Genomic DNA, 16906 nt, shown 5'->3' on the forward strand with positions numbered 1-16906 from the left:
GAATGACCACTCGATGACATGCGCTCTAAGCACGGCCATTGCCGCGCAATAATCACACCACTCCCGCCGTGTAATGCCAGAAGATTTTCTCGAGCGTAGAGGAGATTATTCGCACGATCGTTCGGGCGTGGTGAATGTGCTGAGTCTGATGGCTGCGATGTAGATCAAACTGAATCCGATCGAACAGGACTTTCGCCGCTAGGGCCTTACAACGTTTTCCTCAACCGGGTTTTCCGGCCGTGACCGGATCGAGCCAGAGCTCCTTGCGCTCAACCGGCACCCACGGGGGAACAAACGGATTCGTCAATTCGATCAACACTCGTCGATCCAGATGCAGGTCGGCAACGGCCTGCCCAAAATTCCTCTGGAAGAGCGCGTCAAAACTCCCATCTTTTCGCATTGCCTCCAGGCCATCCTTGATTCGTCGGGCGACACGTGGATCAGCCTTGTTGACGTAAAAGAATTGCGCATAGAAATAGCGGATCAGCAGATGAGTATCGATCGCCATTTCGGGGTACTGGGTGCGAAACGAAATGAGCTCGGGCGTGATCTCGAGCACGCCGCGGGGGAACAGGTTAAAACGGCGGTGAACCAGCATCGGAAATAGTTGATCGTAGTGACTTGCCGTGACGAGCGGGATCTTGTTGAACTGGTACACGGGTACGTCGCCCCAGTCCTGACCCTGACCAACATTCAGCAGGCGAAGGCCCTGGATGTCATTGACTTCATTGATGCGCGCTTGTTGATCGCGCCGGATCAATGAGACCCGATAACCAAGCAGTCCCTTATCGATGGGAATAGCAATCGGTATGGCTTGTGCATTGAGGTCGGGGTGACCGGGGTCGCTTGCAATCACATTGATGAGGCGGCCGTTGATGACCTCTTCAATCTCACGCTGCGTTGACATTGGCTCGGGGTAGGCATCGATTACGTAGGGTCCGTACCTGGGCGTCGTATGGTCCAGTGCCGCGATCAGAAAATCCCAGCGCCTTTCCCGAACGACTTCATCCTGCACGCGAAGGATGCGGATATGCATGGGCGCGGCCGGCGTTGCGAGCGTTGGCGTGCCGGCTTGGGCGCGGGCGCTGCCAATAGTCGGCAGAGTCGTTACGAGGCTGGCCACGACGGTCATCAGGATGGCGCCGGCCAGGGCACGAAGGCCGGCTTTCCAATCGCTTCGCATGTGCCTTCTCCCGAGAGGCCTCCAACAGAGGTCAAGCGCTGCGCGCTCCATATCCCGCTACTCTATTCGGCGACGTGCCACGAGGTGCTCTCGGGTAATGCCCAATTGCGCGGATTGGACACACGGCGCTTACGTTTGGGTCTACACAAGAACGGAATCGAGCGGAGCTCCTTACAGTCGCTCATACGTTATTACCCGCAGACAATTCTCCCGAATCCGACTTGCGTACGCATGATTCGGCCAATTCTGCCGATGGCGGGCTCGCGTTATCTCGCCATTAAACAAGATTTCACGGGCACATACTACTTCCCGCTTCGCCTTAGGAGCACTATGCTTTCTACGGTAAGCAGATACGAACATTCCGAACACGATGTCGATGAACCTTTAAAACTTTGACTTTGGGGGAAGGCTAGTGGAACTCGAAAACCGCACTTTGGGCCGCGTGACGAAGCGACTCGTCCCGTTCCTGATCCTCTGTTATTTCATCGCGTACCTGGACCGCGTCAATGTCGGTTTCGCCGCGTTGCAGATGAATAAAGACTTGGGGTTGTCCTCAAGCGCCTTCGGTTTCGGCGCGGGGATTTTCTTCATCGCTTATTTCTTTTTCGAGGTTCCATCCAACCTGTTGCTGGAGAAGTTCGGTGCGCGCCGATGGATCGCGAGGATCATGTTCACCTGGGGCATCCTGGCCGGCGCCATGGCGTTCATCCCCGCGATTTCGCGGTTGACGGGATTCTCGGCCGCGCACGTGTTCTACACCTTGCGCGTGTTGCTCGGGATTGCTGAAGCGGGATTCTTCCCGGGCATCATCTTCTTGCTGACGCTGTGGTTTCCGGCGGCGTACCGCGCTCGCGTGGTCGGCTACTTCATGGTGGCCATTCCGTTGTCCACCGTAATAGGCGCGCCTATCTCCGGTGCGCTGCTCAACCTCGACAAACTCGCTAACCTCGCAGGCTGGCAGTGGGTTTATCTGATTGAAGCATTGCCGGCCCTGTTCCTATCGTTCGTGGTCCTGTTTTATCTCACCGACAAACCGGCGGACGCAACCTGGCTCGCACCCGAGGAGCGTGAGTGGCTCGTCAACCGGCAAGCTCAAGAACGCGCGCAGCGCGAGGCCGTGCGTTCTTTCAGTGTGCGCGAAGCCTTGTTTAACCCACGTGTTCTTGCTGTCGCGCTCATTTACTTCGGCGCCAACGCGACCAACTACGGCCTGAGTTTTTTCCTGCCGCAGATCGTCAAGGGATTTGGTCTTGGCAATGTCCAGACGGGGCTGGTGACGTCGCTGCCGTACATCGTCGGTGCGTTCAGCATGATCTTGTGGGGGCGCCGCTCCGACCGCAAGCTCGAGCGCAAGTGGCATGTGGCTATTCCGCTGCTGGTGGCCGCCGGCGGAATTGCGGCATCGACCGCACTGGATGATCCTGTGTTGAAAATGATCGCGCTGTCTATTGCCGGCTTTGGCATATTCGGCTGCCTGCCAGTGATCTGGACCCTGCCCGCCGCCTTTCTTTCGGGCGCGGCCGCAGCGGGCGGCATTGCCGCGGTGAACTCGCTCGGCAATCTGGCCGGCTTCTTCGGACCGTATGCGATGGGGTGGATCAAGGACAGTACCGGCAGTTTTGCTGCAGGTCTTCTTTGTCTGTCTGGAGCCGGGCTGGTCGGCGTGGCAGCGGTCCTCCTGCTTCGTCACGACAGCGCTCTGGAGAACGCGCCCCAGCCTCTGGCAGAAGAAAGTTCACGGCACGCTTAAAGGTCGTCTTGAACGCTCGAATCGAGCTTGGCTTGTGCCGCGAAAGGAGTCCCTAAAGGGGCTCCTTTCGCATTCAATCGGGCGAGTGCATTGCCGGCTGTTATCCAGCCATATTCCTTACCTCCGTAAGGATTTTCTGACAGGGGAATCAGCATACGTCCCTGTCCACTTTTCGCGTTTCCTGACTGTGCAATATTTTTCGGCCGCCTAGACTCTCAAGCTCAAAATGGGTCCTTCCGGTTATCCGCCATGATTCCGTATCTGTCCGAGCGCGAAAATGCGGTGGAGCATATCCACACTATCTGCCTGCGCTTGTTCGATTCATGGTGCGAGAACAGGAACGTCATTCCGCTTGCCTATCTCATGCACTGCTGGCCGCTGATCAATAGCGGACCCATATCGATCAGGCGTCTTGCAGACACCATGTGGGAGCTTCGGAAATTCCACGCGGAAACACTCGATGTAGACGAGTCGGGCGTGCTGTGCGACCTCGCGGATCGCATCGACGAGATTCTGGGGAACTCGTTCGGTCCGTTTACTCTCGCGGCAAACGGTTAGGGCTGCGTCGGTAATTTGCGTCAACCTTTCTTGCCAGCGAATTTGAATGAATTTGAAAGCTGGAGGACATCAGGTTCTTTCCGTTTCTTTCGATCGAGATAGGCTAGTCGAGCAGCATCTTGAGGCAAGGGCGGCGTCATGAGCGAAACAAGCGCCAACCTGGGCGGCAGCGTCAGCGAGCCGCCGGCAATCCTTATTGTCGATGACACACCAGCCAATCTCGGGCTCGTGGTGGACAGTCTCGCCGACCAGGGCTTTCGCGTGCTGGTAGCGCTCGATGGCGAGGAGGCGCTCGAACGCGCGCAGTTTTCGCAGCCGGACCTGATCTTGCTCGACGTGAAGATGTCCGGCATCGACGGCTTCGAGACTTGTCGCCGGCTGAAGACGGACGAACGCACGCGGGACATCTCGGTGATCTTCATGACGTCGCTGACCAGCATCGAAGACCTCGTCCAGGGTTTCGCTGCCGGCGGCGCGGACTACGTGACGAAGCCTGTCCGCATCGACGAAATGATGGCGCGGATCAGTACGCATCTGGCGTTACGCGCGATGCACAAGCAGCTTGTCGTGCAGAACCGGCAGTTGTCGAATGAAGTGAGTGTGCGCCAGCAGGCCGAAGCGGCGCTGGCGCGGGCCCGTGACGAACTCGAGGCGCGGGTCGCGCAACGCACCGCAGAACTCGCGCAGGCGAATGCGAGCCTGCGGCTCGAGATAGACGAGCGCAGGCGGGCGGAAACGAAGTTGCTCTCGAGCGAGGTGCGGTTCCGCAACATCGTGGAGACCAGTCCGCTGCCGTTTTGCATCACGTCGATGCCGCATGGCTCGCTGCTCTACATGAACGAGCCGTTTCGAAAGTTGTTCGGCCTCGTCTGCCGGACCGATACGGTCCTTCATGTCATCGATTTCTACGTGGAGCCCGCGACGCGCGACAGGCTGGTGCGCCAGCTTCGCATGTACGGCGGCCTTCGCAACACTGAAGTCAATTTCAGGCGGCCGGACGGCAGCACGTTCTGGGCAATGCTGACCGCCCGGGTGGCGAGCTTCGACGACTCGCCGGCCATCTATGTCGGCCTCAATGACGTGACGGCACGCAAACTGGCCGAGGGAAAATTGCGGGCGAGCGAGGCGAGTCTCGCGAACGCGCAACGGCTTGCGCGGCTGGGTGACTGGGAGTGGGACACCAAGGCGGGCGTGATCCACTGGTCCGACGAGATGTATCGGATCCTCGGGTTGGCGCCGCAGTTCTCGCGGCCGGACTACCGCACTTTCCTTGCAACGGTGCATCGCGAGGACCGGGCGCTGGTGCGGCATGCCGTGCGGGCGTTGCTCGATGAACGGCAGCCCTGCGGCCTTGATTGCCGCGTCAAGGGCGCCGACGGCGTGGCGCGCATCGTCCAGTTCCAGGCCGAGGTCATGCCCGGCGCTGGCGTCGATGTCGATGCCGCCATGCAGCCGTTAAAGCTGGTCGGCACGATCCAGGACATCACCGAGCGCAAGAGCATAGAGCACGCGTTGCTGGAATCGCGCGAGCAATTACGCGAGTTATCCGCCTACATGGAAGCAATCCGTGAGGAAGAAAGAAAACGCATCGCGATGGAAATTCATGACGAGCTCGGGCAGTTGCTGACCGCGTTGAAGATGGACGTTTCATTGCTCAAGATGCGCCTGGCCCATGACGCGGATGCCGGCAGAAAAGCCGATGACATGCGCGAGCTGGTTGAAAAGATGATCTGGATGGTGCGCAACGTCGCAAGTCACCTGAGGCCTGCGGCGCTCGACTTCGGCATTGTGTCGGCGCTGGAGTGGCTCGTGGAGGACTTCGGCCGACGCAAGGGCCTGTCATGCCAGCTCTGGATCAATGGCCGCGAGCCGGTTCTCGACGATGCTCATGCGACTGCAGTGTTTCGTATCGTGCAGGCGTCGCTGACCAACGTTGCACGTCATGCGGGCGCGTCGCGCGTGGACGTCACCTTGACCAACACCGAGACAACGCTTGACCTCTACGTCAGCGACGACGGCTGTGGTTTCGATCCCGCGGCAGCACGCAAGGGATATTCATACGGACTGCTAGGTATGAGCGAGCGCGCGCGGTTAATTGGGGGATCTCTGCGCATTGACAGCTCGCCTGAAACTGGCACCGTTGTATCGATTCATGTTCCATTGGGCGGCGGCGAACGCCCATGATCCGGATCCTGATAGCCGACGATCACGCCATCGTGCGCGGCGGACTGAAGCAGATCATGGCGACGACAACGGACATTGAAGTTGCAGGCGAAGCGGCGCAGGGTGTCGAGGTGATCGAGAAACTGCGTAGCTGCTGCGTAGACCTATTGCTCCTGGACATGACGATGCCCGGTATCAGCGGCGTCGACCTGATCCGGCGCGCGCGCACCGGATACCCGGCGCTGCCGGTCCTGGTGCTCAGCATCCACAACGAAGCGCAGGTCGTTGCGCGCGCGGTGCGTGCGGGTGCAACCGGCTATGTCACGAAGGATAGCGATCCTACATCCTGCTTGCCGCCATTCGCAAGCTCGCCGGTGGCGGACGGTTCATCGATCCGAAGCTGGTCGACGTCATGGTCTTCGATACCCATTCCAGCGGCGCCGCGCCGCACGAGATTCTGTCCGACCGTGAGTTCCAGGTGCTGCATCTTTTGGCGGCGGGCAAGAGTGTCAATGAGATAAGCCGACGTGCTCGTGCTGAGTGCCAAGACTATCAGCACGCACGAGATGCGCCTCATGCAAAAGCTCGGTATTGAAAACAACGCCGAACTGATCCGCTATGCAATCAAACATGGTTTGACTTCCGAGCGTGACGGCTCGTAAGGAAATTCCGACAGAAAAACCAGCCGCGGCTGAAGCCTTAATCGACCTCTCCCGACGGACAAGCGTTTATTGCGCTTCTACCATGGTCTCATCGGGTAATTGGAATGCAAATCTCGGAGAATATTATGCTTGCGTCGGAGCAGTCCTTACGCGTACTCGTTGAGAAATGGCTAGGCGCCGCGAGTGCCGGGCATCTGCACGTACGCTCCATTCATCGTCTTCGCGCAGGGCGCAATCCGTGCGTTTGCATTGCAGTGGAACGGACGTCGCGTCTCACGGTCAGCTTCGAATTCAGCACCTTCACGTTGTTCTTTTTCCGCCATGACGACGGCGCCTGGCATGTCTATCCGCCAGAGGCAACTCGTCCTGCCATGAGTCTCGCCAAGCTGGCCGCTTGAGCAGAACCGCATAGTTCGCCACCGACAAAATGTAGTGCAAACGCGCCCGCAGCGAGTGACGCGGCACCTGCCTGATTCAATCCGCCGTGCCAATAAACATCTCGAGCGAAATGCATCAAATCCTCTGCAGGTCTTTGATCTATCAACTGTTTCACCGGCCTGACGTCTCGGGCCGCGGCACTGCTGCGCGTCGAAAAAAGGGCGTCGTTGCGATGCTGTCTGAAGAAATGGTTTTGATTAAATGTTCCGCGAAATGTGCGCGCCTGCATATAGGAAATGCTCTTGCTCCCCGATGCTTGGCGGGCATCACGATGGCGAGTTGAGATACGGCTTGCCCGCATAGGATGCCGCGGCCCAACACCTGAAACCCATTCCTGTGAGAGATCATCCGATGAATACCGACTTCACCCGTACCGGCGAACTCAAGAACGTTTCCAGCTATCCGCAATGGCTCCAGGACGTAGTCAAGGATTGCGAAGAAGCGAAGAGCAAGGTTGTCTATCACCCGTTGTGCAAGGCCATGAAGGACGCGACGCTCGATATCGAAAGCACGCAACGTTTTCTGATTGGTTTTTTCCCCGTGATCGAGCAGTTTCCACAGTTCATGGCGTCGAACCTGATGAAAGCACGGTTCGGTCATTCGCATGGCGAGGGGATGGCACGGTCTTACCTCATCCAGAACATCCGGGTTGAGAACATGCATGCCAAGCACTGGCTGCAATGGGCAGGGGCAAGCGGGCTTGGACTGGATGACCTGCTGTCGCAAGAAGTGCCGAGCGAAATGCATGCACTCGCGCATTGGTGCGGGCATGTGAGCCTTACTGACGAGTTGGCGGTGGCGGTGGCGGCAACGAACTATGCAGTGGAAGGCGCAACGGGTGACTTTTCGTGTTTCGTCTGCTCGGAAGAAACGTACGCGCTGACCTTTCCGGAACCGATCCGCAAGTCCGCAATGCGCTGGCTCAAAGTGCACGCTCATTACGACGATGAGCACCCGTGGATGGCCCTGGACATCGTGGCAACGTTGCTCGGCACCAATCCGCCGGTGGAGACGATCAACAAGGTGCGTGCTGCCATTCGCAAGAGCTACGACTATATGCGCATGACGCTCGATTACGCGTACGGAACGCCGTCGAAGCCGATGACGGTACTTGCAGTGGAAGAAGAGCCGGTAGCGGCCTGAGCGAGCCCGGTTTGGGCTGTTGAATAACGGCGCCTGTCATGCGATGACAGGCGCCGTTATTTTTGTTCGGGATGAAATGTGTCGCGATTGATGTGCGGGCAATCCGCGTATGAATGGAGTTGCGTTGGTTTGAAATCGAACGCTTGCCGCGCTCAAGCGCCTTTTTGTTCGCGTGATTCGGTGCCCGATGTCAGTGTCGTCGGTCCCTTGCTGAACAGTGCGATCATCAGCGCTGCAAGCGGCACGCAAAAAACGAGTGCTGTTGTCATGACGCTGTTTGCCGAGCCCTGAGTGAAGAGCGGCAGAATGATTGCGACCGCCGGTCCCAAGGGCAGCATCACAAGGAGATACGCGCTCCAGCTCAGTCCTTTCTTGCCAGCGATTGCGGCGACTATTGCTGCGCAGACGCCGTACAGCACGAAGCCCGTCATCGGTTGCATTGCCTTCCCCGGTTTTACGATCTGACCAAAGTGTATCGGCGCCGATTACGGGGACCAACGGGAAAACCTTCAGATGTGTGCGCTACATCACAACCATAAGCATGCTTCTGAAACGGGGTGCGCTAGCACACATAAAGCAGCACCTTAATGGGGCTGTAAGGGCATTCATAGCCATGTTATTTTAGCGGAGAGCAGTGGGACTTTTACGCGCGATGATGGGGTGCATACACTCTTTCTTACCGATTGCGCGGTTGCGTCGCGCTGGGTTCGGATGATCGCGTTGATTCGGTGAAAGGCTCGCAGAGCGATGGCTGCAATCAGGAGGACGTCCGGGCGCCGTCAGCATCCAGTTGCCACATGACTAGCGTGCCGGACGCCACATGCGTCTCGCTGATGCCCTGAGCAACCTGCAAGCCGATGCCTTGTGCGAAACGGGTCAGCAAGAATGCATTGGCGTGTGTCGTCAGTCCCGCGATGGTGTTCCCAGGCGAAGTGGCCAGAGGCATCAAGCGCTTGAGCCATAGCCTGCCGATATCGTTTCCCAGCGGCACAATGCGTGCGCCCATCGCGCGTGCTCTGATAGCAAACGCGTGACTATCTGCAAGGTGTTCGTCGAAGACGATGGTAAGCGCGTGACCAGACGTTACGTGCTCGCTTGGTAAGGTTGCAGACCATGACCCTCGCATGCATACGGTTGCGAGCGACGCAGTAACAAGGAAATCACGCCGACCCGTTTTCATCAGTCGCGCTCCTTGAACTTCCTGGGCCAGATACCTTGTTTTCCCGGCGATAAAATGCCGTTCGGATCGAGCGCATCCTTAATGCTCTCGCTCATGCGCATCAATGCATGGTCGTTGAAATCATACTGGGATGCAGCGAGATCCATGAAGGCGAGGTGGGTTCTGTATTGACCATAACCCGCCGCGCCGAAGTCGTTGATCAATGTCTTCAGCAGTTCACCCGCATCGCGAGATTGCGCCGGGTCGTCACGATTAAAGATTGCCGCAAAAATATGGTGCATGCTGCGCGGGCCGGCTGTAAAACCGCCGTAGTAATCGAAGCCATGCTGCGCCGCCCGATCCCTGATCATTCGATATTGCATGACGGCATCGCGGCCAAGCGGCGCACACACCGGCGAGAAATCAACATGTGCGCCCGAGCCGCCGCGCCAGTTCAGCAAGTTGAATGCGTCAAGATTAGGAATGCCGACCTGACTGCGATCGCCGCCGCCTTTGGGTTCAACGTTGGCAAGCGTATAGGGTGATTCGATCAAGTCGGCTTCTGCGATGGCTGAGAAGCGCTGGTGTATCACATCGCGACGCGCCTTCACCAGCGCTTCGGGACCATACAAGCAGAAGCGAAGGTTCCAGCGGCCTATGCCGAGCTTGCGCGTCATGGTTTCTATCGCCGAATCGGGCATTGCACCAGGGCCGTCGTACCATTGCTTGCGTGTCGACACGCCCGCAGCCCACCGCACCGCACTTTCGATGACCGCGTTGCTTTGCATCGTGTCATCGAGTTTCAACGGACGTAGCGTCTCGACAATGCTCTCAAGATCGGCGTCGTGCCGGAACTTGTATGTACAGAGCATGTAGCCCTCGGGTTTCGGCATCAACCAGATGCCTAGCTTGGTCACAATGCCAAAATTCGACTGCATGAACATGGCGTCGTAGGAAGGACCAAAACCTGCCTTGAATACTTGCCAGTCCTGATTATTGTTCATTGCACCCATGCCGGTGCGGACCACCTCGCCGTTCGCCAGCATCACTTCCATTCCGCACTGCATGGCTGCGTGATCCCCGTACGGGGTTGTGCCAAAGCCGCGCTCCAGTGTATTGCCGACCACGCTGCCCCAGCCGGCAGCCGGTGGATCAAGCCACAGGCCGATGCCTCGCGCTTGAAGTGCCTGATAAAGATCGTAGTAGCTGACGCCCGGTTCGACCAGCGCATAACCAAGCGTCTCATTGATCTCGATGATGCGATTCATGTGCTGCAAGTCCAGCACGACGCAGCCTTTAAGTCGCGGTGCCGCGCCGCCGTAAGCGAAGTTGCGTCCGGTCGATACGCTCCACAACGGCACGCCATACCGGTTCGCTACGCTGAGCACGGCACGAAGCTGCTCGACATCCGATACCAGCACAATGGCCGACGCTTCGTAAGCGTGCGCATCTCCGGGCGCGAACGGATCCAGATATGGCTGCGCCGCACCGTCTCCCGAGAGAACGGCGCTCTGGCCCGCGATCGCCCTGAATGCTGCCAACGCCTGCTGGAAATCAGACTCCGGCACTCCGGGGGGACGAGGCGGGCCGTTCACGGTCCCAGCATCCGGAACACGATCATCGACGCGATGCTTTCATTGGGCTTTAATAAGTGAGCGCTCGGGCGAGATCAATAGCCGCCGCTGCTGGAGCTTCCGCCAGAACTCGACCCTGAAGCGGCGCCATCGGTTTGGCATCCGGCAAGGGACATGGCGAGCGAGACGGTCAGGACAGCCAGCAACATCGATGCAATGCGTTTGAAGTTCATTTGTTTCCCCATGAATGTTGGACGAGCGCGTACCAACCGCTGGCGCGATGTACCGCGCTCATGAATTAAACGAACCAGCGTGGCAAATTATTCCCTTATTTTTCGACGTTGTGCGTTTTGCAGCGCCAGTGCATGAACGCAATACCGCTAGCGCTAGCGCCCAAGATGCTCTTTCAACGTATCGCGGAATGTCTGAACCAAAGGTTCCTTTGAACGCCCCCGCCTGACGATCAACGCAAATGGCGCCTGATAGCCGAACCCTGCCGGTGCGAGCGCGCGCAGCCGGCCCTTGTCGACCCAGGCCTGCGCATAATGTTCGGGTAGAAAGCCGATAAACGCGCCGGATAGAATCAGGATCAGTTGCCCTTCCATACTGTCCACCGTCGCTTCGCTACGCTTGAACCCATGACGCGCCAGCTCTGTCTGACTCCAGTACGCGCGCCCGACCATCCGCTGCTGGCTGATCGTTTCTTGCGGAATGTTGTGCTCGTTGAAAAGCGGATGGCTATCGCTGCAATACAACCAGTGCTGCTCGCGATAAAGCGAATGGTAGATCAACCCGTTCATGCGTAATTGAAAGGCGCCGATCGCCAGATCAAGGCGATTGCCCAGTACGCTAAGCTGCAATTCGTAGGGGCTTTGCACATGCAGATGCACATGCAGCGACGGATGTTCGCGCGCAAACGCACCAATGACTTCGGAGAGCGGCAACGATTTATCGCTGACCGTGGAATCCAGCACACCAAGCTTGATACTGCCGCGCAATTCTCCGCGCAGCCCGGCGGCGTAACGCTCGAACCCATCGACTTCACCAAGCATCCGCAACGCTTCCTGATGAAACTCCTCGCCTTTCGGCGTCAGGCTAAACCCGCCGCGCCCGCGATGACACAACACCACTCCCACCAGCGACTCCAACTGGCTCATGTAGGTGCTGATCGCCGATGTGGAAAGATTGAGCTCCTGCTGCGCCGCGGCAAAACCCTGGTGCCGGATCACGCAGGTAAAAATGCGTAGCAGGCGTGCTTCAGGCAATACTGTGGCCACTTCTCACTCCATCGAATACGGTAAATGCCGGCAAGCGATCGGCCTTGTAAAGGCGGTGAAGCAATGCCCTCGGGCCGGACGTGCCGATACTTTAGAAATAACTGAACTAAATATTTCGCACCAGCACTTTGTCGGTGCGCCGGTCAGCGCCAGAATTCAATCCAGATATTTCGACGAATCAATGTGAGGACGTGCCATGGAAAAGATCTTTCATCAACCGCTCGGCGGTAATGAAATGCCGCGCTTTGGCGGCATTGCCACCATGATGCGCTTACCGCATCTCGCTTCCGCTGAGGGCCTGGACGCTGCGTTTATTGGCGTGCCGCTGGACATTGGCGCGTCGCTGCGCGCCGGGACCCGATTCGGCCCGCGCGGGATTCGCGCCGAGTCCGTCCTGATCCGGCCTTACAACATGGCGACCGGCGCCGCGCCGTTCGACTCGCTGTCAGTGGCGGATATTGGCGACGTCGCCATCAATACGTTCAATCTGCTGGACGCGGTCCGGATCATCGAAGAGTCGTATGACCGCATCGTCGAGCAAGGTGTGGTGCCGCTGACGCTCGGTGGCGATCACACCATTACGCTGCCGATCCTGCGCGCGCTGCACCGCAAGCATGGCAAGATTGGCCTTGTGCATGTCGATGCGCACGCCGATGTCAACGACCATATGTTCGGTGAGAAGATCGCCCACGGCACGACGTTTCGACGCGCGGTGGAGGAGGGGCTGCTCGATTGCGAGCGGGTAGTGCAGATCGGCTTGCGTGCGCAGGGTTATACGGCCGATGACTTCAACTGGAGCCGCCGGCAAGGGTTTCGCGTGGTGCAGGCGGAAGAGTGCTGGCACAAGTCGCTAGATCCGCTGATGGCCGAAGTCCGCGCCAAGGTGGCGGGCGGTCCGGTGTACCTGAGCTTCGACATTGATGGTATCGATCCGGCGTGGGCACCGGGCACGGGTACGCCGGAGATTGGCGGCCTGACGACAATTCAAGGCATGGAAATCATCCGTGGTTGTCATGGGCTTGACTTGATCGGATGCGATCTGGTCGAAGTGTCGCCACCTTACGATACGAGCGGGAATACGTCGCTGCTGGGCGCGAACCTGCTTTATGAAATGCTGTGCGTGCTGCCGGGCGTGAAGCGTCGCTAAGACGTTGTTAAGGCATGATCAAGCTTCGTTGTTAAGTCTAAGACTGCGTCATTGGGAGGAAGGAACAGATCATGGAAACGACTACATCGCCTATTCTGGCAGCCGAACAAAAGGTCCGCGAGGATCTCGCGGCGTTGTATCGGCTAATGGCGCATTTCCGCATGACGGACATGATCGACACGCATATTACCGCGCGTTTGCCCGGCTCAAAACCCGCATTCCTGATCAATCGATACGGCGTGCTGTTCCACGAAATGCGCGCGTCGGATCTTGTGAAGATCGACTACGAAGGCAAGGTGATTGACGAGCGTGCGCGCGATACGCCCGAGCTGTTTATCGTCAATGAGGCGGGCTTTACGATCCACTCGGCAGTTCACATGGCGCGCGAGGATATTGCGTTCGTCGTGCATACGCATACGGCGGCGGGGACGGCTGTGTCGGCACAAGAGCAAGGGCTTTTGCCTATCAGCCAGCATGCGCTGAAGTTCTACGGCAAGCTGGGTTACCACGACTATGAAGGCATTGCGCTTGACCTCGGCGAACGTGCGCGCCTGGTCGCCGATCTCGGTCCGCACAAGGCGATGATCCTGCGCAACCACGGTCTGCTCGCAGGCGGCGCCACGGCCGCGCACGCGTTTCACGAAATCTACTTTCTCGAACGCGCTTGCCAGGCGCAGGTGCAGGCACTGGCCGGAGGCGTGCAACTGCGGATACCGCCAGAGCATGTTCGCGAACTCACCGCGCGGCAGTTTGGCTCGGAAAATGCGGACACCATCATCGAACTCGCATGGCAAGCAGCGCTGCGCCTGATAGCGAGCGACCTTCCCGACTACCGCTCCTGAGCCTCCATCCGGCGCATGACTGTCACGTCATGCGCCGGCGTTCCTTCATCGTTTGCCGAACTGCTCTTTACTTCCACAACGCGCAACGCGATATGGCCTTGGACCCGAATGCCTGCTCGCCGGGTATGGTCGCGGTGATCGTATAGAAATCCCACGGCTCCTTCGACTCCGACGGTTTCTTCACCTGCATCAAATACATATCGTGAATCATGGTGCCGTCGGGCCGGATATAGCCCTTGGCGTACATGTCGTCAATCTTCATCTTGTGCAGTTCTTCCATGACCTTCGTACTGTCAGTTGAACCCGCCGCCTGCACTGCTTTCAGGTAAGTGGTTGCGGCCGAATAGTCCGCGGCCTGCAAGCTTGTCGGCATCTTCTTCATTTTCGCAAAGTAGCGCTCCGCCCATTTACGCGTCACGGCATCCTTGTTCCAGTACCAGCTATCGGTGGCCAGGAGACCTTGGGCAGTCTCCAGTCCGAGGCTGTGGATGTCCGTGAGAAAGATCAGCAAGCCGGCGATTTTCATCGACTTGGTGATGCCGAATTCCTTCGCGGCCTTGATCGAGTTGATGGTGTCGCCGCCTGCGTTTGCAAGCCCCAGGACCTGTGCTTTCGACGCCTGCGCTTGCAACAGGAACGACGAGAAATCCGATGCCGATAACGGATGCCGCACCGCGCCGAGCACTTGGCCGCCATTCGCCTTCACGACCTCCGACGTGTTCTTTTCCAACGCCTTTCCGAACGCATAATCGGCCGTCAGGAAGTACCAGGTCTTGCCACCTTGCTTCGTCACGGCCTGGCCGGTGCCGTTGGCAAGCGCGACGGTATCGTAGGCGTAATGGACCGTATAGGGCGTGCATTGCTCGTTGGTCAGCGCATCAACACCCGCGCCCACGTTGATGTACGGAATCTTCTTTTCAGCGGCAATCTGGTTGGTCGCGAGCGCGGTCGCCGAATTCGTGCCGCCGATGATCCCGTTGACCCCGTCGCGGTCAATCCACTCGCGCGCCTTCGACGCCGCAATGTCCGCCTTGTTCTGGTGATCGCCATAAAGCAATTCGATGGGCTTGCCGTTCACCTTGCCGCCGAAATCGTCGATCGCCATGCGGATGGCTTCGAGACCTCCTTGACCGTCGGAGTCGGAGTAGAGCCCTGAAAGATCTGTAATGAAGCCAAGCTTGACTGAGTCGGCCGCTGCATGCGCCGTGCTCGCGGTGATGCTCAGGATGGCTGCCGCAACGAGGCCGCACGCAGAGCGTCGGGCGAGTGTGTTGTTCATTCTTGTCTCCATCGGTTGTCATGGGCGGCTTCTGACCGCTAACCCAATGCTCGTGCTCGTACGAGCAATCCGTCAGCACCGAAAATATCCGTTGGAGAGGAATGAAGTCAAGGCGTACGACACGCTATTGCGGCTTTACTCCACATCGTCATCATCCGGGGCAGCGGTTTCATGAGTCATCGCGGCGTTTGCGAGCGAGGCCACGACCGGCGACGCTTGCTTGCGCTCGCTATACCGGTCAGTCAGGTAGGACGAACGATCGCGCACGAGCAGCGTGAACTTGATCAGCTCCTCCATGACGTCCACCACCCGGTCGTAATAGGCCGACGGTTTCATGCGGCCGTCGGCATCGAACTCCTTGTACGCCATGGCGACAGATGACTGGTTCGGGATGGTCACCATCCGCATCCATCGGCCGAGGACACGCAATGCGTTCACCGCATTGAACGACTGCGATCCGCCGCTGACCTGCATGACCGCGAGCGTGCGGCCTTGCGTGGGCCGCACAGCGCCAATTTCGAGCGGGATCCAGTCGATCTGGTTCTTGAATACCGAGGTGAGCGTTCCGTGCCGTTCCGGGCTGCACCAGACTTGTCCTTCCGACCACGCGGATAACGCGCGTAGCTCCGCTACTTTCGGATGCTCGGCTGGAACGCTGTCGGTGATCGGCAAGCCGTGCGGGTCGAAGACTTTTGTCTCGGCGCCAAAATGATTGAGGATGCGTTCGGCCTCCAGGGTGAGGAGGCGGCTGTATGAAGTGGGGCGAAGCGAGCCATACAGCAGCAGAATTCGCGGCGGATGGGTTGCAACAGATTCAGGCGCCAGCTTGTCGATACTCGGAACGTCGACATGCGCGTGGCTGATATTAGGCATTCCTGATGACATTAGCGAACCTGCTTGCCTTTGGCGTCGATCACAACCTCACCGCCTTCCTTGCTGAACGGCCCTTTCTGTGCATCGGGCAGTATCTCCAGAAGCAATTCGGACGGCCTGCATAAACGCGTGCCTGCAGGCGTCACCACGAAGGGGCGATTGATGAGAACAGGGTGCGCCAGCATGGCGTCGAGCAACTGTTCATCTGTCAGGGCCGCATTAGCGAGACCGAGTTCCGTGAACAGTTTCTCCTTCTCCCTGATCGCTTGCCGGACGCTGAGCCCCGCATCCTTGATCGTTTTGGAAAGCGTGTCGCGAGTCGGCGGCGTCTTGAGGTACTCGATCACTTCCGGTTCAACGCCTGCATTGCGGATCAGCGCAAGGGTATTGCGCGACGTGCCGCAAGCGGGATTATGGTAAATCGTGATGGTCATGCAATGAGTCTCCATGAATTGTTTAAGAGCGACTAGCTCTTTACGCACGCTGTTAGCGAGAACGTTTCGACAACATCTTCACCGAACACGTGCCGCCTTCGCAGCAATTTTCGGTGAGGAAGCCAATGAGCCCGCTCATGGCGTCGAAGTTCGCTGAATAGAAAATGTAGCGCCCATCCTGACGTGCATCCACCAGTCCGGCGTGCGAAAGGTCTTTCAGATGAAAAGATAGACCCGATGGCGAGACGCCGAGTTGCTGGGCAATGTCGCCGGCCGCGAGACCGTCAGGACCCGCCACGACCAGCGTCCGAAAGATTGCCAGCCGCGACTCGTGCGCAAGTGCGCCCAGTGCGCGGACTACGGTGTTTGAGTTCATGCGCCAAAGCGTACGACAAACGGTTTTACATTTCAATAATTATTGAAA

General features: G+C 58.3%; 17 protein-coding genes and 1 pseudogene. 8 read left to right on the forward strand and 10 right to left on the reverse strand.

The genetic code is table 11. The features are described 5' to 3' along the window. Positions 1–220: 220 nt before the first annotated feature. Positions 221–1183: a hypothetical protein gene (locus ACMX25_RS08840; RefSeq protein WP_414949316.1), complete on the reverse strand. Its 963-nt coding sequence runs from the start codon at positions 1181–1183 to the stop codon at positions 221–223. Between the two features lie 412 nt (positions 1184–1595). Between ACMX25_RS08840 and ACMX25_RS08845 the strand changes: the two genes are divergently transcribed. The 6 genes and pseudogenes from ACMX25_RS08845 (at position 1596) to ACMX25_RS08870 (ending at position 7897) form a co-directional block, all read left to right on the forward strand. Continuing rightward, complete coding sequence (locus ACMX25_RS08845) at positions 1596–2933, forward strand: MFS transporter (RefSeq protein WP_414949318.1); 1338 nt, start codon at positions 1596–1598, stop codon at positions 2931–2933. 249 nt (positions 2934–3182) lie between these two features. Then, a complete protein-coding gene (locus ACMX25_RS08850) occupies positions 3183–3491 on the forward strand; it encodes a hypothetical protein (protein WP_414949319.1) in 309 nt (102 codons plus the stop codon). A gap of 138 nt (positions 3492–3629) precedes the next feature. Continuing rightward, positions 3630–5675 (forward strand): hybrid sensor histidine kinase/response regulator, encoded by a 2046-nt coding sequence (locus tag ACMX25_RS08855; RefSeq protein WP_414949320.1) that lies wholly within the window; start codon positions 3630–3632, stop codon positions 5673–5675. Further along, positions 5672–6316: pseudogene (locus tag ACMX25_RS08860) on the forward strand (response regulator). Before ACMX25_RS08855 ends, ACMX25_RS08860 begins: the two are co-directional and overlap by 4 nt. 125 nt (positions 6317–6441) lie before the next feature. Further along, a complete protein-coding gene (locus ACMX25_RS08865) occupies positions 6442–6714 on the forward strand; it encodes a hypothetical protein (RefSeq protein WP_414949321.1) in 273 nt (90 codons plus the stop codon). 391 nt (positions 6715–7105) lie between these two features. After that, positions 7106–7897: a TenA family transcriptional regulator gene (locus tag ACMX25_RS08870; RefSeq protein ID WP_414949322.1), complete on the forward strand. Its 792-nt coding sequence runs from the start codon at positions 7106–7108 to the stop codon at positions 7895–7897. A gap of 152 nt (positions 7898–8049) precedes the next feature. Here the strand turns inward: ACMX25_RS08870 and ACMX25_RS08875 are convergent, their stop codons facing one another. The 5 genes from ACMX25_RS08875 to ACMX25_RS08895 form a co-directional block, all read right to left on the reverse strand. Then, a complete protein-coding gene (locus tag ACMX25_RS08875; protein WP_414949323.1) occupies positions 8050–8337 on the reverse strand; it encodes a hypothetical protein in 288 nt (95 codons plus the stop codon). Between the two features lie 317 nt (positions 8338–8654). Beyond that, the gene (locus tag ACMX25_RS08880; protein ID WP_414949324.1) at positions 8655–9077 is read right to left on the reverse strand and encodes a hypothetical protein; all 423 of its coding nucleotides are present in this window, start codon (positions 9075–9077) and stop codon (positions 8655–8657) included. Next, positions 9077–10651, reverse strand: a complete 1575-nt coding sequence (locus tag ACMX25_RS08885; RefSeq protein WP_414949326.1) for an FAD-binding oxidoreductase — start codon at positions 10649–10651, stop codon at positions 9077–9079. Before ACMX25_RS08885 ends, ACMX25_RS08880 begins: the two co-directional genes overlap by 1 nt. A 74-nt stretch (positions 10652–10725) precedes the next feature. Further along, a complete protein-coding gene (locus tag ACMX25_RS08890; RefSeq protein ID WP_414949327.1) occupies positions 10726–10863 on the reverse strand; it encodes a hypothetical protein in 138 nt (45 codons plus the stop codon). Between the two features lie 153 nt (positions 10864–11016). Then, on the reverse strand, positions 11017–11907 hold the full coding sequence (locus tag ACMX25_RS08895) for a LysR family transcriptional regulator (RefSeq protein ID WP_414949328.1): 891 nt from the start codon (positions 11905–11907) through the stop codon (positions 11017–11019). A 196-nt stretch (positions 11908–12103) separates the two neighbouring features. Here ACMX25_RS08895 and speB point away from each other — a divergent pair, with 196 nt between their 5' ends. Both speB and ACMX25_RS08905 read left to right on the forward strand, forming a co-directional pair. Next, positions 12104–13054 carry an agmatinase gene (gene speB, locus ACMX25_RS08900; RefSeq protein WP_414949329.1) on the forward strand — a complete coding sequence of 317 codons (951 nt, stop codon included), beginning with the start codon at positions 12104–12106 and terminating at the stop codon, positions 13052–13054. Positions 13055–13125: 71 nt separating this feature from the next. Further along, positions 13126–13896 carry a class II aldolase/adducin family protein gene (locus ACMX25_RS08905; protein WP_414949330.1) on the forward strand — a complete coding sequence of 257 codons (771 nt, stop codon included), beginning with the start codon at positions 13126–13128 and terminating at the stop codon, positions 13894–13896. 67 nt (positions 13897–13963) lie between these two features. Here ACMX25_RS08905 and ACMX25_RS08910 read toward each other — a convergent pair whose 3' ends face one another. The 4 genes from ACMX25_RS08910 to ACMX25_RS08925 form a co-directional block, all read right to left on the reverse strand. Next, positions 13964–15175, reverse strand: coding sequence for an ABC transporter substrate-binding protein (locus tag ACMX25_RS08910; protein WP_414949331.1), 1212 nt, complete (start codon positions 15173–15175; stop codon positions 13964–13966). 135 nt (positions 15176–15310) lie between these two features. After that, positions 15311–16060, reverse strand: a complete 750-nt coding sequence (gene arsH, locus ACMX25_RS08915; RefSeq protein ID WP_414949333.1) for an arsenical resistance protein ArsH — start codon at positions 16058–16060, stop codon at positions 15311–15313. Further along, positions 16060–16482, reverse strand: a complete 423-nt coding sequence (arsC, locus tag ACMX25_RS08920; RefSeq protein ID WP_414949334.1) for an arsenate reductase (glutaredoxin) — start codon at positions 16480–16482, stop codon at positions 16060–16062. The genes arsH and arsC overlap by 1 nt, the downstream gene beginning before the upstream one ends. Positions 16483–16534: 52 nt before the next feature. After that, positions 16535–16858 carry an ArsR/SmtB family transcription factor gene (locus ACMX25_RS08925; protein ID WP_414949336.1) on the reverse strand — a complete coding sequence of 108 codons (324 nt, stop codon included), beginning with the start codon at positions 16856–16858 and terminating at the stop codon, positions 16535–16537. Positions 16859–16906: the final 48 nt, after the last annotated feature.

It is taken from the genome of Caballeronia eucalypticola (genome assembly GCF_047608185.1).
Taxonomy (GTDB): domain Bacteria; phylum Pseudomonadota; class Gammaproteobacteria; order Burkholderiales; family Burkholderiaceae; genus Caballeronia.

Excerpts from the sequence above, each read along its gene's own strand:
- ACMX25_RS08925 (WP_414949336.1), bottom strand. The coding sequence starts at position 16,858 with ATGAACTCAAACACCGTAGTCCGCGCACTGGGCGCACTTGCGCACGAG.
- speB (WP_414949329.1), top strand. The coding sequence starts at position 12,104 with ATGGAAAAGATCTTTCATCAACCGCTCGGCGGTAATGAAATGCCGCGC.
- ACMX25_RS08905 (WP_414949330.1), top strand. The coding sequence starts at position 13,126 with ATGGAAACGACTACATCGCCTATTCTGGCAGCCGAACAAAAGGTCCGC.
- arsH (WP_414949333.1), bottom strand. The coding sequence starts at position 16,060 with ATGTCATCAGGAATGCCTAATATCAGCCACGCGCATGTCGACGTTCCG.
- ACMX25_RS08870 (WP_414949322.1), top strand. The coding sequence starts at position 7,106 with ATGAATACCGACTTCACCCGTACCGGCGAACTCAAGAACGTTTCCAGC.
- ACMX25_RS08840 (WP_414949316.1), bottom strand. The coding sequence starts at position 1,183 with ATGCGAAGCGATTGGAAAGCCGGCCTTCGTGCCCTGGCCGGCGCCATC.
- ACMX25_RS08910 (WP_414949331.1), bottom strand. The coding sequence starts at position 15,175 with ATGAACAACACACTCGCCCGACGCTCTGCGTGCGGCCTCGTTGCGGCA.
- ACMX25_RS08850 (WP_414949319.1), top strand. The coding sequence starts at position 3,183 with ATGATTCCGTATCTGTCCGAGCGCGAAAATGCGGTGGAGCATATCCAC.
- ACMX25_RS08890 (WP_414949327.1), bottom strand. The coding sequence starts at position 10,863 with ATGAACTTCAAACGCATTGCATCGATGTTGCTGGCTGTCCTGACCGTC.
- arsC (WP_414949334.1), bottom strand. The coding sequence starts at position 16,482 with ATGACCATCACGATTTACCATAATCCCGCTTGCGGCACGTCGCGCAAT.
- ACMX25_RS08855 (WP_414949320.1), top strand. The coding sequence starts at position 3,630 with ATGAGCGAAACAAGCGCCAACCTGGGCGGCAGCGTCAGCGAGCCGCCG.
- ACMX25_RS08865 (WP_414949321.1), top strand. The coding sequence starts at position 6,442 with ATGCTTGCGTCGGAGCAGTCCTTACGCGTACTCGTTGAGAAATGGCTA.
- ACMX25_RS08875 (WP_414949323.1), bottom strand. The coding sequence starts at position 8,337 with ATGCAACCGATGACGGGCTTCGTGCTGTACGGCGTCTGCGCAGCAATA.
- ACMX25_RS08880 (WP_414949324.1), bottom strand. The coding sequence starts at position 9,077 with ATGAAAACGGGTCGGCGTGATTTCCTTGTTACTGCGTCGCTCGCAACC.